Source organism: Serratia sp. T13T92 (genome assembly GCF_047530105.1).
In the GTDB taxonomy this organism is placed as follows: domain Bacteria; phylum Pseudomonadota; class Gammaproteobacteria; order Enterobacterales; family Enterobacteriaceae; genus Chania; species Chania fonticola.
In genome coordinates this window covers 154331-169168 of the sequence record NZ_JBLJAK010000003.1, presented here as the reverse complement: position 1 = coordinate 169168, position 14838 = coordinate 154331, and the positions used below count along the sequence as shown (strand labels likewise).

Here is a 14838-nt window from a genome sequence, read left to right as displayed (position 1 = left end):
GGCGGGATTATCTTCACCCGCTTTGTGTTAGATTGTGAACCATGATATCAGGTAGCGCCGATGCAAATAGCCCAGTGTCAGTAAACGTAGCGTACACCAAGGTAAAAGTTCTGTGAGATGGCACATTAAGCCACCCTCAGCGCTCGGCAGACTCTGCTAGAATTGGCAACTATTCGTCTATCGTCAGCGCTAACATAGCAATATTGCTGCACAACAAGGAATGCAAATGAAGAAACTGCTCCCCCTTCTTATTGGTCTGAGCCTCGCAGGCTTCAGCACCATGAGCCAGGCAGAGAACCTGTTGCAGGTTTACAAACAGGCCAGGGAAAGTAACCCAGATCTGCGTAAAACCGCTGCTGACCGTGATGCGGCGTTTGAAAAAATCAACGAAGCACGCAGCCCGTTGCTGCCACAGCTTGGCTTATCTGCCGGTTATACCTATAACAACGGCTTCCGCGATGCCAATGGGCTTGACAGCAACACCACCCAAGGCTCGCTGGCGCTGACCCAGACTATCTTTGATATGTCCAAATGGCGCGCGCTGACGCTGCAGGAAAAGGCCGCCGGTATTACCGATGTCACTTTCCAGACGTCATCCCAGAAATTGATCCTGGATACGGCTACCGCCTATTTCAACGTACTACAGGCGATCGATGCCCTGTCCTACACCCAGGCGAATAAACAAGCGGTTTACCGTACTTTGGATCAGACCACCCAACGTTTTAACGTAGGCTTGGTTGCCATTACCGACGTGCAGAACGCCCGTGCCAACTACGATACCGTGCTGGCCAACGAAGTGACCGCCCGTAACAACCTGGATAACGCGGTAGAATCGTTACGCCAAATCACTGGCACCTTCTACCCGGAACTGGCCTCGCTGGATACCAACAAGTTCAGCACCAAGCGCCCGGATGCCGTCAACAGCCTGTTGAAGGAAGCGGAAAGCCGCAACCTGAGCCTGCTGTCTGCCCGCCTGAGCCAGGATCTGGCCCGTGAGCAGATCAAATCGGCGCAAACCGGCTATATGCCAACGGTTGATTTAAATGCTTCTACCGGGATCACCAATTCCAAATACAGCGGTTCCAGAGCTAACACCGGGACTAGTGGCAACGACTCGATTAATGGCCAGAACCAGGTCGGCATCAGCGTTAGCGTGCCACTGTACAACGGCGGCGTAACCAACTCGCGTGTAGAACAGGCGCAGTACAACTTCGTCGGTGCCAGCGAGCAGTTGGAAAGCGCCCACCGCAGCGTGGTGCAAACCGTGCGTTCCTCCTTCAACAACGTTTCTGCGTCTATCAGCAGCATCAGCGCTTATAAACAAGCGGTGGTTTCTGCCCAGAGTTCTCTGGATGCGACCGAAGCCGGTTACGAAGTGGGTACCCGTACCATCGTTGACGTGTTAGATGCGACGACCACGCTGTATAACGCCAAGCAACAACTTTCCAATGCACGTTATTCTTACCTGATCAACCAGTTGAACATCAAATCGGCGCTCGGCACGCTGAACGAAAACGATCTGATGATGCTGAACGGAGCACTAGGCAAGCCAATCTCCACCGCGCCAGACGTGGTAGCACCACCAACAGCGGCGCAAGATGCTTATGTTGACGGTTCCAGCACCACCAGGCCGTAACCAGCCGCTTTGAGCTACCGAATAACGGGGCCCGGCATTTGCCGCGCCCCGTTTTTTTATCCAATAATCCCGCTTCTGCCCATCGCCTCACAGCCTCTGTAAATGGGTTAATGTTATGATTCGCTCCCTATTTGGGTTTACCTGCTGAACGGGATCTGATGGACAACGCTTCACTCTGGCAACGGTTGATCACCGAAGGCGCGTTACCGCCACAGCTGCGCCCCTCCCCGGCCATTTATGCCTCCTGGCTACGCTGCAGCCACCTGATGCAACCCGCCGTGTGGAAAGCCCCACATCGTGCCCTGGGCACCACCTTCGACTCGATCTGTCGGCGTAAGGATGATTTCATTACGCTCGGCCAGGCGGCGTTGGAAGATGCCTGGGAATATATGGAACAGCGCCACTGCGTGTTGCTGATCCTCGACGAAAGTGGCTGTACGCTGTGGCAATGCGGCGACAAGACGACCGGCGAACAGCTGCTCGAACTGGGTTTTGCGCCTGGTGCTTATTGGGCGGAAGGCGATATCGGCACCAATGCTCCTTCCCTGGCCGCATCCGAGGGCCATCCGGTACAGATCCATAGCGATGAACACGTGCGCCAGGCGCTGCATGGCTGGTCATTCTGTGCAGCACCGGTGCATGACAATAGCGGCCGCCAGCGCGGTATGTTGGCTTTGGGTTGCCAACTGGCCGATTGCAATGCGGGCGATCTCTCATTGATCCTGGCGATCGCCCGGGAGATCGGCAATGCCCTGAACGCCGACGGCCTGCTGGCCGAATCCAACCGCCATCTCAATCAGCTCAACGGACTACTGGACAGCGTAGACGACGGCGTCTTGGCCTGGGATCACCGGGGCTATCTGCAATATATCAACCCGCGCGCCGCCGCTATGCTGAAGCTGCACGAACAGCAGAGCCAGGGCAAGCCGCTGGCACAGTTGCTGACGTTACCGGCCTTGCTTAACCGCGCCATCAGCCAACGCCAGCCGTTACAGCATGTGGAAGTCACCTTTGAAAGTCAGGGCCAGTTTATCGCCGCGTTGCTCACCCTCAAACCGATCGTGGACGGTGAGCACTGTAGCTTTATCGCCTTGCTGCACCCTCTGGAAAGGCTGCATCAATACGTCAGCAGCCAGATCGGCCGGGTCAGCCATACTTTCGAACAGATGCCCTCAGGCACTCAGGAAATGCGCCGCCTGATCCGCTATGGTCAGCAGGCGGCGAAGGGCCATCACCCGATTTTGCTGTGTGGTGAAGAAGGTGTGGGGAAAGAACTGGTCAGCCAGGCCATCCACAATGCCAGCGAACGTGCCGCCGGGCCTTATATCGCCTTAAACTGCCAGCTGTTGCCCGAGGCGCAAGGATTGAAGGAGCTGTTGGGCAGTGATGCCAACGAAGAACAGGCCGGCCAGCTCAGCAAGTTCGAACTGGCCAATGGCGGCACGCTGTATCTTGAACAGGTCGAATACCTGCCACTGGCCATGCAGTCCGCCCTGTTGCAGGTGCTAAAAACCGGCGTGGTGATGCGTATGGATTCCAGCCGCGTGATCCCGGTGAACGTCCGGGTGATCGCTACCAGCGCCGCCAACCTGCCGCTGTTGGTGCAACAGAACCGCTTCCGCCGCCAGCTGTTTTATAGCCTGCAGGCCTTCGAGATCCAAATTCCGCCGTTACGCCAGCGCCTCAGTGACATCCCTTTGCTGGTCCAGCATCATCTGCGCGCCCTGGAGCAACACTTCCAGTGCCGCTTCCGGGTAGACGACGAGGTAATGACCCAGCTTGGTCTGTACCTGTGGCCGGGTAACGATCTGGAACTGAAAGGGGTGATAGAGCGCGCCGCGATGATTTGCCACGGCCACCATATTCAACTGGCCGACCTACCCGCTCACTTGCTCAGCCATCAGCCGCTTGTGGAAAGCGACTCTCAACCGGCCATGCCACTGATGACGCTGGCGGAAATGGAGCTGCAGGCGATTATCCGCGTGGCCAACGTCAGCCACGGGCAACTTAACGAGATGGCGCAGCTGCTGGGCATCAGCCGCACCACTCTGTGGCGTAAAGTCAAACAGCTGAATATCGATATCAGCCAGTTCAAGCTGCGGGGTTAATGGCTGAGCTGTAAGGTACCGCGCGCCGCGTCCAGCATCGCTTTCTGGCCGCTGCGGGTCTTGCTCATACATTCGCTCATGCCGACTACCATCGGGATCCCCATCGCTTTGGCCAGGATCGCGGTGTGTGACAAGGCGTTGCCGCCGCTCAGGCAAATACCGAGTACCATGCGCCGATCGAGCATCACGACGTCGGAGGGCATCAGTTCATCCATCACCAGGATCGCAGGTTCATTGAGCACGATCGCCGGGATAGGTTGCCGTGCCAGATGGCTCAGCGTACGGCGCAGCATGTCGCGCACGTCCAGTTCCCGCGCCTGCAAATACTCATCATCCAGCGCCCGATATTCGGCGGCAATCTGCTCCAGCTCCTGCCGCCACGCCAGTTCCGCGCTGCATTGCTGTTGGGCGATACGGGTAAAGGCGGCCTGTTGCAGGTCGGGATCGTCTAGCAGCATACTGTGCGCCCCAAAGATCGCCGCCTGCGGTTTGCCGATCAGATTGCCAGTGCGATCGGCCAGCTTGTTCAGATCGTCTAACGTCTGCTGCAATGCGATACGCAGGCGCTGCTGTTCATTGAGCACGTCATCGGCCCCTAGCTGGCGTTCTTCCGTTTGCGGCCAGAAGCTCGACACCTGGAATATCGGACCACTGCTGACGCTTTCCTCCACGGGGATACCGTGCAGCGAAGGCAGTTGCTGCTCAGATACGGTTTCACCAAAATGCTGCTCTGCCAACGCCTTGAAAGCCGCCAGCGCTTCATCGGCCTGGGCACCATCTGCAATCAGACGGATTGTGTCACCGTGGCGAACCTGCAACAAAGCCAGCTGATTCAGGCTGCGCGGGTTGGCACATTGGCCATGCTTTTCCAGCACCAGTTCCGCAGCAAAAGGAGCCAGAACCTCTGCCAGACGCGCCGCCGGGCGAGCGTGCAACCCGTGTGGATTCTGTACCGTCCAACTCAGGCTTTTTCCCTGACTCAGCGGTAAATTGAGTGGTTTGCTGGCGGGTATCTCCTCACCAAGCTGTGCCTGCTTGGCCTGCAGGGCTCCTTGCGCCTCTGCCAGCACCTGCTCCAGGCTACCGCCCGCGTTAGCCGCTACGACCGCCGCCAACGTGCCTTCCACCAGCGGTGCCGCACACAGCACCACCTTGGCCGCCACCTCTGGGTCGAGTAACTCAAGCGCGGTTTCTGCACTCAATAATGCGCTGCCGAGATCCATCAGCACCACGATCCCTTCTCCGTCCGCCACGGATTCGATCGCTTCCATCACTTTTACCGCATCCGTGCCGATCGGGTGGAGCTCATCATCGACCCCCGCCGCCAGCACCAGTTTGCACCCCTCGCCGCGCATCATCTGGCGGGCGAGTTGCTCAACACCCTGCGCCAATTGTGCACTGTGCGAAACCACGACGATGTTGATCATCCTGCCTCCTCGACCACCTGGGCCAGGGTTTTTATCATCAGCATCACGGAGGTTGCGCCCGGATCCTGATGGCCGATGCTGCGTTCGCCCAAATAGCTGGCGCGCCCTTTACGGGCCTGCATCACGATGGTGGCCTGTGCGGCCTGCTCCGCCCGAACGGCGGCCTGTTGTAGCGCCTGGGTCACGCTGAGCTGCTGCTGTAGCGACTCGCCCAGGCTTGCAACGACCGGCCCCCAGACATCACACATGGTTTTATCACCCGGCTCTGCCTTGCCACGCATCGCTACGCCTTCCGCGCCTTCCTGGATCACCTGTTTCAACTCCGCCAGATCCAGGCTCTGCTTGGCGTTGGCTGCCTGAGCCGCACGGATGAAGAAGGTGCCGAACAGCGGACCACTGGCACCACCAACGCTGGAGAGCAGCGTCATACCGGTGTTTTTGAGAATAAAGCCGATGTCCTTGTCCGCGACCGAAGGCAGCTTTTCTACCACCTTGCTAAAGCCACGGTTCATATTCAGGCCGTGGTCGCCATCGCCGATATCGCTATCCAACTGAGTCAAGAAATCACGCTCGCGGGTAAAGACCTCACCACAACGCATCAACCACTCAACGACCTGCTGTTTGCTTAATGTCATGTTACCTCCTCAGCCCCAGCGCAGCGCTGGTGTGTTCACCGGTGCATCCCACAGCGATAACAACTCGTCATCCACTTGTAGCAAGGTGATGGAAACCCCCTGCATATCCAATGCGGTGCAGTATGAGCCTACCAGGTTACGCTCGATCACGATCCCGGCTGCGGCGCAACGCTGCGCCAAACGGTGGTAAACCCCGTACAGTTCGGAAAGCGGCGTAGCCCCCAGGTTATTGACCAGCGCAATCACCCGATCGCCCTGCGTCAAAGCTCGTTTGCTCTGGCTCTCTTCACGCCACTCCCCCTGCTGACGATCCCAAACGCGGATCGAGCGCTGGTAATCACCGTGATCGATCAAGGTATGGAACATGTCATCCACCGTTTGATCGAGGGTGGTGAACGTCCGCCGTTCGATCCCCGGTTCGCCGTGGATGCCAACGCCAAACTCCATCTCGTTATCCGCCAAAGTAAACGACGGTTTACCTGCCGCAGGCACGGTGCAAGCGCCCAGAGCGATCCCCAGTGAGTGGCCTTGGTTGTTGATTTTGTGCCCCAGCGTGACCAGAGCGTCCAGATCGTCACCCCGTACCGCTGCCGCGCCGAGCAGTTTTTCCATCAACACCGTATTGGCAACCCCACGTCGGCCAGCGGTAAATAGGCTGTCTTTAACCGCCACGTCATCATCCACCAGCACCGTAGCCACAGGCACGCCGCTGTCATGCAGCAATTCAGTCGCCGTTTCAAAGTTGAGGATGTCACCGGTGTAGTTCTTGATGATCAGCAACACCCCGGCACCGCCGTCAATGGCCTGGCCGCAGTCGTACATTTTATCCGGCGTCGGCGAGGTGAAAATCTCCCCTGGGCAGGCACCATCCAGCATTCCCTCGCCCACGAAGCCGCAGTGCATCGGCTCATGGCCGCTACCGCCGCCAGACAGGATCGCCACTTTGCCTGGGATCGGCCCCGCCGTGCGGGTCACAAATACCGGATCCTGATGCACCTGCAGCTCCGGGTGAGCAGCAGCCATGCCGAGTAACTGTTCGTTAAGTACCGAATCGACCTGATTGATTAGCTTTTTCACGGTTAATTCCTCTGTAGGGAACAGCGGGCGCGTTAACCGCGCCCGCTGATTTATGCGCGTTGCAACCAGGCGCTGCCCAGTTTGTCTGCCGTCAGGATGGCCGCCAGTACACTTTCCGGCGTCACGCTAAACGGCATGTTGTGGATGGTTTCACCCTTGGCACAGCTGGCCTCTGCCACCTTGCCGACTTTTTCTGTCAGTTCACCGGTGACGCCCATTTGTGCCAGGGTGATCGGCAGCCCGACCTGCTGGCAGAAGTTCAATACCGTTTCAATCTGTGCCATTGGGCTGTTTTGCAGCACCAGTTGCGACAGGGTGCCGAACGCCACTTTTTCCCCGTGATACAGATGATGGCACTCTTCCAGCACGGTAAAACCATTGTGGATGGCATGCGCCGCCGCCAGGCCACTGCTTTCAAAACCAATACCGCTCAGATAGGTGTTGGCTTCGATAATGCGTTCCACCGCTTCGGTGACCACACCAGACTCCGCAGCCAGCTTGGCCTTAACTCCTTCAGCCAACAGCGTTTCATAGCATAGGCGCGCCAGATTGAGCGCCGCCAGCGTAGACTTGCCGCCCGCCATGCTGGTGGCCTGAGCATCGAAGCAGGCCTGAGCTTCAAAATAGGTGGAGAGCGCGTCGCCCATGCCCGCCACCAGCAGGCGTACCGGCGCTTTAGCGATAATCGCGCTGTCCATCACCACCATATTCGGGTTGGCGGGGTAGATCAGGTATTCTTCAAACTCGCCGCTTTCGCTGTAGATCACCGACAACGCGCTGGTAGGCGCATCCGTCGAAGCAATGGTTGGCATCAGAACCACCGGCACATGCTGGTAATAGGCAATCGCCTTGGCGGTATCTAACGTTTTACCGCCACCGATGCCGATCACCCCTTTGCAGCCGTGGCTTTTCAGCTCCTGGCCAAGGCGGTCGATTTCCTTGCGGCAGCATTCGCCATTAAACGTACCAGCGTGATATTTCACCCCATGCTGATGCAGGCTGCCCATCACAGTATCGCCCGCTAATTTCATAACTAAATCGTCGGCGATCACAAAGTAATGATCGGCAAGGGCTTTGGCATATTGGCCAACGGAGGCCAACGCATTGGCTCCCTGGATGTATTTGCTCGGGGATTGAATGATTCTCAACATAACTGACTCCTTGTAGGGACGTTAACCAAATAACGTTCAGATTTCAGATGGTGATATCGACGTATTGTTCTGTTGCTGACTATACGACCTGCCGGCCGCTTGGCGAGTAAGGAAAAAAACGTTACATAATGGAACGTAGCTTCGGGCAAAACGTTCCATTATGTAACGCTTTTGCTGCAGTTATGCGCCGTAAAGCGAACTGGCGCACACCGTAACGTATAAGTGCGTAAAGAGTGGATCCTGCGGGTGTTTCAGCTTTAATTTTGAGCATCTTTCCCCTATCCTATCGACCACTACTGGGCAAGGGCGAATACAGCCCGCATGATGGGATAAATATCGATGAAACGGACCAAAAACATCAACAAAGACACCTTCCGCAAATCCTGGCGCAGCTACCGTGTTGCTCCCGTGGCTTTGGCGATCAGCGCAGTGTTTATGCTGGCCGGCTGCGAACAGGCGGATGAGACGGTTTCCCTGTATAAAAATGCCGACGATTGTTCAACCTCCAACCCGTCGATGAGCGAGCAGTGCACCACCGCGTATAACAACGCGCTGAAGGAAGCGGAAAAAACCGCGCCTAAATACGCCACTCGTGAAGACTGCGTAGCCGAATTCGGCGAAGCGCAATGTACTCAGGCTCCAGCACAGGCTGGTATGGCCGCAGAATCACAAAGCAGTGGCAGCATGTGGATGCCGCTGATGGCGGGCTACATGATGGGCCGCATGATGGGTGGCGGGGGCTACGCTCAACAGCCGCTGTTTTCCTCTAAAAACGCCGCCAGCCCGGCAAACGGCAAGTTTGTTGACGCCAGCGGTAAAAGCTATGGCCCGGCAACCGCAGGCGGCCGCTCCATGACGGTACCTAAAACCGCAATGGCCCCTAAACCCGCGGTGACCAATACCGTTACCCGTGGTGGTTTCGGTGAGTCCGTGGCCAAACAGACCAGCATGCAACGCAGCAGCGCCACCTCCAGCAGCTCACGCAGCATGGGCGGTTAAGACATGAAACGCGTTGCGATTAGCGAGCGCCCAGACTGGCGCGAAAAAGCCACCGAATTTGGTTTCGCCTTTCACACCATGTACGGCGAACCCTACTGGTGTGAAGATGCCTATTACCAATTCACATTGGCGCAGATCGAAGAGATTGAAGATGCCACCGCCGAACTGCACCAAATGTGCCTGAAGGTGGTTGATAAGGTGGTCAACAGCGATCAACTGATGACCAAATTCTGCATCCCCAAGCACACCTGGGAATTCGTTCGCAGCTCCTGGCGCACTAATCAGCCCTCGCTGTATTCACGCCTCGATCTGGCCTATGACGGCATCAATCCGCCCAAGCTATTGGAAAATAACGCCGATACGCCAACCTCACTGTATGAGGCAGCATTCTTCCAATGGCTGTGGCTGGAAGATCAGATCAACGCCGGCAAGCTGGATCCCGCCGCCGACCAGTACAACAGCCTGCAAGAAAAACTGATCGAACGTTTCGCCGATCTGCAAGCCAACCACGGCTTTAGCCTGCTGCATCTGGCCTGCTGCCAAGACAGCGAGGAAGATCGCGGTACGGTGCAATATCTGCAAGATTGCGCGCTGGAAGCGGGCCTGCCGACCGAATTCCTGTTTATGGAAGAGATTGGCCTGGGCGAGAAAGGCCAGTTCACCGATCTGCAAAATCAGGTTATCAGTAACCTGTTCAAGCTCTATCCGTGGGAATTTATGCTGCGCGAGATGTTCTCCACCAAGCTGGAAGACGCTGGCGTACGCTGGCTGGAACCGGCCTGGAAGAGCATTATCTCCAACAAGGCTCTGCTGCCGCTGTTGTGGGAAATGTTCCCGGATCATCCAAACCTGCTGCCAGCCTACTTTGCCGAGGACGATCATCCGCAGATGGATCATTACGTCACCAAGCCGCTGTTCTCACGCGAGGGTGCCAACATCCAGATCGTCCAAAACGGTCAGGAAGTGGCGCGCGTAGATGGGCCATACGGCGAAGAAGGCATGATTGTGCAGCAGTTCCATCAGTTGCCACAGTTTGAAGGCAGCTATACGCTGATCGGCAGTTGGCTGGTCAACGATCAGCCTTGCGGTATTGGCCTGCGTGAAGATCGCGAGTTGATCACCCAGGATCTGTCACGCTTCTACCCGCATATTATTCTTGGTTAATCCGTAGGGTCGAACCTATTCGACCGTAGAGGCGCGAAATTTTCGCGCCTTTTTTATTCAACCAATCTGCACCGAAAGCATGCTCAGCGCGGCCATTTCGATCCCATCGATCGGTACCGAGATCGGCTCTTTACCATCCCAGCCGCCCAACACATACAGCAACGGCAGATAATGCTCTGGTGTCGGGTTCGACAACGCTGCGCCTTCATGCTGCATAAAATTCACCAGCGGGTGATGTTCGCCCTGATAATCCAGGTTATCACGTACGTACTGGTTGAATGACTCCGCCCAAGGATACGGGCTGGTGTCACTCTGCCATTTCACCATGCGCAGGTTATGCACCACGTTGCCGCTGGCCACGATCATTATCCCCCGATCGCGCAGCGCCGCCAGCTTACGACCGAGCTCAAAATGGTATTCCGCTGGCTGAGTTCCATCGATGCTCAGTTGCACCACAGGGATATCGGCTTGCGGGTACATCTTGATCAGCACGCCCCAACTGCCGTGATCCAAACCCCATTCACTGGTATCAGCAATCACCTGCGCCGGGGCCAACAGGCTTTGCAGCTCTGCCGCCAGCTCTGGTGAACCCGGTGCCGGATACTGCGTATCAAACAGCGCCTGCGGGAAGCCGCCAAAATCGTGAATGGTTTTTGGATGTTCCATCGCCGTCACTGCCGTCCCACGAGTGTACCAGTGGGCAGACACAGCAACGATCGCCTTTGGCCGTGGCAATTGCTCACCCAACGCACGCCAGGCCTGGGTATAGCGGTTATCTTCCAGCACGTTCATCGGGCTTCCGTGGCCAAGAAAGAGTGCAGGCATACGAGAGGTGGTCATAAAATATCCTTGGTTAGCATGACAAGTGTTCTGCTGACTACATTACGCTGTTTGCCTTACCAAGGCAGCCGGATAACCCTGATGGTGATATTCAAGAAATTTGAATGGCTGGAGTGATTGAAACCATCAGCCAAATCCACTCGATTTATGACTTGGCTCTGTTAGTATCAGAAACTGATAAATATTATTGGCATACAAGGAGAATGCATGTCTGTACCGCTGATCCTGACCTTGTTAGCCGGGGGCGCTACCTTTGTCGGTGCCCTGCTCGGCATTATTGGCCAGAAGCCCTCCAACCGCCTGCTGGCGTTTGCGCTCGGCTTTGCCGCAGGGATTATGCTGTTGATCTCGCTGATGGAAATGCTGCCCGCTGCGCTGCACACCGTCGGCATGTCACCCATGCTTGGCTACGGCATGTTTATGCTCGGGCTGTTAGGTTACTTTGCGCTGGATCGCATGCTGCCACACCAGCACCCGCAAGACCTGGTGCAAAAGCCTATCAAGCCCCATAACCTGAAACGCACCGCTATTCTGCTGACGCTCGGCATCAGCCTGCACAACTTCCCGGAAGGGATTGCCACCTTTGTCACCGCCAGCGCCGATCTGGAACTGGGGATGGGCATTGCGCTCGCGGTCGCCATCCACAATATTCCAGAAGGATTGGCAGTCGCCGGGCCGGTGTATGCAGCAACCGGATCCAAAACTAAAGCGCTACTGTGGTCCGGGATCTCCGGGATGGCAGAAATTCTGGGTGGCGTACTGGCCTTCCTGGTGCTCGGCCCGATGGTTTCACCGGTGGTGATGGCGTCGATTATGGCTGCGGTGGCCGGGATTATGGTGGCGCTGTCGGTAGATGAATTGATGCCCTTGGCCAAAGAGATCGACCCACACAATAACCCAAGCTATGGCGTGCTGTGCGGCATGGCGGTGATGGGGTTTAGCCTGACGCTGTTGCAAAGCGGTGGCATCGGTTAAAGAATTTTAAGCACAAAAAAAGCCGCGTGTTAAGCGGCTTCAGATTGATAACTGGCAAATAATGCTACAGATGGGCGCAGCATGCAGCGCCCCTACGTATTTCGTCAGCTAATCAGCTGGCTTTCTTTTCGCGTGACTGGCGATAGGCCACCAGATCTTCGATAGTCAGCACCACCATGTCATGCTGCTTGGCAAAGGTGATCACTTCCGGCGCATGCGCCATGCTGCCGTCATCGTTAGTCAGCTCGCACAGCACGCCAGCGGGTTTGAAACCGGCCATTGAGACCAGATCGATGGTCGCTTCAGTGTGGCCACGGCGGTTCAATACGCCACCAGGCTGAGCACGCAGCGGGAACACATGGCCTGGGCGGTTCAAATCGCTTGGCTTGGCACCGTCTGCAATGGCCGCACGGATGGTCGTCAGACGATCGCCAGCCGATACGCCAGTGGTCACGCCCTGCGCCGCTTCAATCGTCACGGTAAAGGCGGTCTGGAACTGGCTGGAGTTGTTGGTGACCATCATCGGCAGCTCAAGCTGCTGGCGGCGATCTTCGGTGATACACAGGCAAACAATGCCGCTACCGTGGCGAATGGTCAGCGCCATCTGCTCAACGGTCATGGTTTCTGCGGCAAAAATCATGTCACCTTCGTTTTCACGGTTTTCATCATCAAGCACCATCACACCGCGCCCGTTGCGCAGTGCATCTAGAGCGCGTTCAACGCGTTCTTCCGGCGTGCCGAAATCTGAAAGTAGAGTCTGATTCATGGTAAAAAACCTCATTAAAATTATGGATTACCAGAACCAGGGCGATCTTGAGGAGTGGCTATGCCAATAGCCAAAAAAATAACGCAAGCGGGGCATACGCCCGACAGGTGTCGTTACTCTCTCCCATCCGGACTATAACCGTCGGCCCCGGAATTACACCGGATCTGCTGACCTCTAACCCACTCCTGAGAGATAGGTTGAGCGCTCGCGGGCTTTCACCGTGAATGGTGATTTACCGCCGGTGGGGACTTGCACCCCGCCCTGAGAATAAGCATCTCGACTATAACCCCATCGCTTTAGTGTTTCAAGCCATCCGGTCGCGTAATGAGGGATCGCGCAGCAAACACGGTAATGGTTTATCCGGCGAGCAACTCGCATTACACTAAGCATCTGCCACCAAATATCAGAAAGGGAAACGCCATGATTGACCCGAAAAAAATTGAACAGATCGCACGCCAGGTCCAAGAGTCGATGCCTAAAGGCGTACGTGAATTCGGGGAAGACGTTGAGAAAAAAATCCGCCAGGTACTGCAAGCGCAGTTGACCCGTCTGGATCTGGTTAACCGCGAAGAATTTGACGTGCAGACTCAAGTCCTGCTGCGCACCCGTGAAAAGCTGGCATTGCTGGAACAGCGTCTGACCGAACTGGAAGGCAAGCTGAATACCGCGCCGGTAGCCAAGCCAGCAGACGAATAAGTTGTTGTAAGGGGCGCATCAATGCGCCCTTATTGCTTGGAGACCACCGCCGGCGTTTTACGCGGCAGCACCAGCCAGATCAGCACCAACATCGCCAGCGCATACAGGCTTTTCCAGCCGATAATCACTAGTAACAACAAGCACAAAGCGGATCCGACGATCGCCATCAGCCGCGAACGCCCCTGCAAGATCCGCCAACCCGCCAGCATACACAGCAGATAAATCAGCACGAAAATGCCATTGGCATACACCAGCAACGTATCCAGCGGCAGCTTCAGGGTATAGATCAGCAAAGTGAACAGCAGGCAGCAACCTACCACTGCGCTCAATGCATTGACCGGCACCTGACCCGCAGAGAGTTTGGCTAAACCGCTAGCAGGCTTTTCCTGGGCCTGAGACCAGACCAGGCGGGCAAAGCTCTGGGTGTAGATATTCACACTGGCAAAACAGGCCAGATAGCCGATGATGCAGGCAATCCACAGCGCATGTTCGCCAAACAGTTGCACCACGATCCCCGGCAATGAAGCGGCCGCCGCCTGATGTTCGCCGTAAGCATGGAAGTGCAGCACCGCTACGGTACAGCCCCAATAGACCGCTCCCGCCACCAACAACCCGAGCATTAACGCACGTGGAAAGTCCCGCTCTGGATGGCGAAACTCGGTCGCCAGATGAGCAAATGCCTCCAGCCCGACAAAGCACCAGAACATCACCGCCAACGCGTGGAACATATTAGGAGGAGAAATATCGCTGACCGCTGGCCATGGGATTTGGGATGGAATAATACCGCCTTGCCACCAGATAGCCCCCACCAGAGCGATCACCAGAAGGGCAATCAAGGTCTGAATATTGGCACTGGAACCGGCGCTGCGTGTGCCAAGCAGCCAAATCACCACTAGCGTGACAATTTGCACCAGCAACAGGCCGTTGGCATCCCAACCAAAGGTGGCCTGCCAGAATCCTGCGGCGATTTGTAATGCGGCGGGCAAGCCCACGGGGATCACAGAGAGGAACAGCCAAGCGGTTACCTTTGCCATACGTGGCCCAAAGGCCAGGCCGACAAAATGCGCGGCACCACCGGCGCTGGGAAAATGGCGGCCCAACGCCGCAAAAGCGATGGCGATCGGGAATACCAGCACAATCAGTATTGGCCAGGCCCACAGGCTATCGCCGCCCGCCACCTGTGCCGCCAAGGCCGGGACGGCAAAGACCCCGGTGCCCAGCAGTGAAGTGGACAATAGCCCAACGCCCTGCGCTAAACTCAGCTCCTGCTTTAGTCCACTCACTGCAAACCACCCTGTTTACCCGTCGTCTTTCAAGCTGCAGCGTTGTTACCTGCGCTTACCCACCCCAGTCACTTACAAAAG

At 56.6% G+C, this 14838-nt stretch carries 13 protein-coding genes and 1 riboswitch; of the genes, 6 read left to right on the top strand and 7 right to left on the bottom strand.

Annotation, left to right across the window (positions count from 1 at the left end; genetic code table 11):
• Window positions 1-226 precede the first annotated feature (226 nt).
• Both tolC and dhaR read left to right on the top strand, forming a co-directional pair.
• A complete protein-coding gene (gene tolC, locus ACMV5I_RS05780) occupies window positions 227-1636 on the top strand; it encodes an outer membrane channel protein TolC (RefSeq protein ID WP_046808021.1) in 1410 nt (469 codons plus the stop codon).
• A gap of 158 nt (window positions 1637-1794) precedes the next feature.
• Complete coding sequence (dhaR, locus tag ACMV5I_RS05775) at window positions 1795-3744, top strand: dihydroxyacetone kinase operon transcriptional regulator DhaR (RefSeq protein WP_174333616.1); 1950 nt, start codon at window positions 1795-1797, stop codon at window positions 3742-3744.
• On the opposite strand, the gene dhaM is transcribed toward dhaR, so the two are convergent.
• Genes dhaM through ACMV5I_RS05755 form a run of 4 tightly spaced genes read right to left on the bottom strand, consistent with a single transcriptional unit; the run spans window position 3741 to window position 8034 of the window.
• Complete coding sequence (gene dhaM, locus ACMV5I_RS05770) at window positions 3741-5171, bottom strand: dihydroxyacetone kinase phosphoryl donor subunit DhaM (protein WP_121607883.1); 1431 nt, start codon at window positions 5169-5171, stop codon at window positions 3741-3743. The two genes, dhaR and dhaM, sit on opposite strands and share 4 nt — an antisense overlap.
• The gene (dhaL, locus tag ACMV5I_RS05765) at window positions 5168-5806 is read right to left on the bottom strand and encodes a dihydroxyacetone kinase subunit DhaL (protein ID WP_098929767.1); all 639 of its coding nucleotides are present in this window, start codon (window positions 5804-5806) and stop codon (window positions 5168-5170) included. Before dhaL ends, dhaM begins: the two co-directional genes overlap by 4 nt.
• Window positions 5807-5815: 9 nt before the next feature.
• Complete coding sequence (gene dhaK, locus ACMV5I_RS05760; RefSeq protein WP_098929766.1) at window positions 5816-6883, bottom strand: dihydroxyacetone kinase subunit DhaK; 1068 nt, start codon at window positions 6881-6883, stop codon at window positions 5816-5818.
• Between the two features lie 50 nt (window positions 6884-6933).
• Entirely contained in the window at window positions 6934-8034 is a 1101-nt protein-coding gene (locus ACMV5I_RS05755) for a glycerol dehydrogenase (RefSeq protein ID WP_414823857.1), read from the bottom strand.
• Between the two features lie 339 nt (window positions 8035-8373).
• Between ACMV5I_RS05755 and ACMV5I_RS05750 the strand changes: the two genes are divergently transcribed.
• Both ACMV5I_RS05750 and ACMV5I_RS05745 read left to right on the top strand, forming a co-directional pair.
• On the top strand, window positions 8374-9033 hold the full coding sequence (locus tag ACMV5I_RS05750; protein ID WP_024483036.1) for a DUF1190 family protein: 660 nt from the start codon (window positions 8374-8376) through the stop codon (window positions 9031-9033).
• Window positions 9034-9036: 3 nt separating this feature from the next.
• Window positions 9037-10197: a glutathionylspermidine synthase family protein gene (locus ACMV5I_RS05745; protein ID WP_024483037.1), complete on the top strand. Its 1161-nt coding sequence runs from the start codon at window positions 9037-9039 to the stop codon at window positions 10195-10197.
• A 57-nt stretch (window positions 10198-10254) separates the two neighbouring features.
• Here ACMV5I_RS05745 and ygiD read toward each other — a convergent pair whose 3' ends face one another.
• Window positions 10255-11037 (bottom strand): 4,5-DOPA dioxygenase extradiol, encoded by a 783-nt coding sequence (gene ygiD, locus ACMV5I_RS05740; protein ID WP_414823856.1) that lies wholly within the window; start codon window positions 11035-11037, stop codon window positions 10255-10257.
• A gap of 207 nt (window positions 11038-11244) precedes the next feature.
• Between ygiD and zupT the strand changes: the two genes are divergently transcribed.
• Window positions 11245-12012, top strand: coding sequence for a zinc transporter ZupT (gene zupT, locus ACMV5I_RS05735; protein WP_414823855.1), 768 nt, complete (start codon window positions 11245-11247; stop codon window positions 12010-12012).
• Window positions 12013-12124: 112 nt separating this feature from the next.
• On the opposite strand, the gene ribB is transcribed toward zupT, so the two are convergent.
• Window positions 12125-12778 (bottom strand): 3,4-dihydroxy-2-butanone-4-phosphate synthase, encoded by a 654-nt coding sequence (gene ribB / locus ACMV5I_RS05730; RefSeq protein WP_202810114.1) that lies wholly within the window; start codon window positions 12776-12778, stop codon window positions 12125-12127.
• A 111-nt stretch (window positions 12779-12889) separates the two neighbouring features.
• Window positions 12890-13051: riboswitch (FMN riboswitch) on the bottom strand.
• Window positions 13052-13198: 147 nt separating this feature from the next.
• On the opposite strand from ribB, the gene ubiK reads away from it, so the two are divergent.
• Window positions 13199-13474, top strand: a complete 276-nt coding sequence (gene ubiK, locus ACMV5I_RS05725) for a ubiquinone biosynthesis accessory factor UbiK (RefSeq protein WP_024528278.1) — start codon at window positions 13199-13201, stop codon at window positions 13472-13474.
• Window positions 13475-13503: 29 nt separating this feature from the next.
• Here ubiK and yjeH read toward each other — a convergent pair whose 3' ends face one another.
• Window positions 13504-14757, bottom strand: a complete 1254-nt coding sequence (yjeH, locus tag ACMV5I_RS05720; RefSeq protein ID WP_414823854.1) for an L-methionine/branched-chain amino acid transporter — start codon at window positions 14755-14757, stop codon at window positions 13504-13506.
• Between the last annotated feature and the right edge of the window lie 81 nt (window positions 14758-14838).

Excerpts from the sequence above, each read along its gene's own strand:
- tolC (WP_046808021.1), top strand. The coding sequence starts at position 227 with ATGAAGAAACTGCTCCCCCTTCTTATTGGTCTGAGCCTCGCAGGCTTC.
- dhaR (WP_174333616.1), top strand. The coding sequence starts at position 1,795 with ATGGACAACGCTTCACTCTGGCAACGGTTGATCACCGAAGGCGCGTTA.
- dhaM (WP_121607883.1), bottom strand. The coding sequence starts at position 5,171 with ATGATCAACATCGTCGTGGTTTCGCACAGTGCACAATTGGCGCAGGGT.
- dhaL (WP_098929767.1), bottom strand. The coding sequence starts at position 5,806 with ATGACATTAAGCAAACAGCAGGTCGTTGAGTGGTTGATGCGTTGTGGT.
- ACMV5I_RS05755 (WP_414823857.1), bottom strand. The coding sequence starts at position 8,034 with ATGTTGAGAATCATTCAATCCCCGAGCAAATACATCCAGGGAGCCAAT.
- ACMV5I_RS05750 (WP_024483036.1), top strand. The coding sequence starts at position 8,374 with ATGAAACGGACCAAAAACATCAACAAAGACACCTTCCGCAAATCCTGG.
- ACMV5I_RS05745 (WP_024483037.1), top strand. The coding sequence starts at position 9,037 with ATGAAACGCGTTGCGATTAGCGAGCGCCCAGACTGGCGCGAAAAAGCC.
- ygiD (WP_414823856.1), bottom strand. The coding sequence starts at position 11,037 with ATGACCACCTCTCGTATGCCTGCACTCTTTCTTGGCCACGGAAGCCCG.
- zupT (WP_414823855.1), top strand. The coding sequence starts at position 11,245 with ATGTCTGTACCGCTGATCCTGACCTTGTTAGCCGGGGGCGCTACCTTT.
- ribB (WP_202810114.1), bottom strand. The coding sequence starts at position 12,778 with ATGAATCAGACTCTACTTTCAGATTTCGGCACGCCGGAAGAACGCGTT.
- ubiK (WP_024528278.1), top strand. The coding sequence starts at position 13,199 with ATGATTGACCCGAAAAAAATTGAACAGATCGCACGCCAGGTCCAAGAG.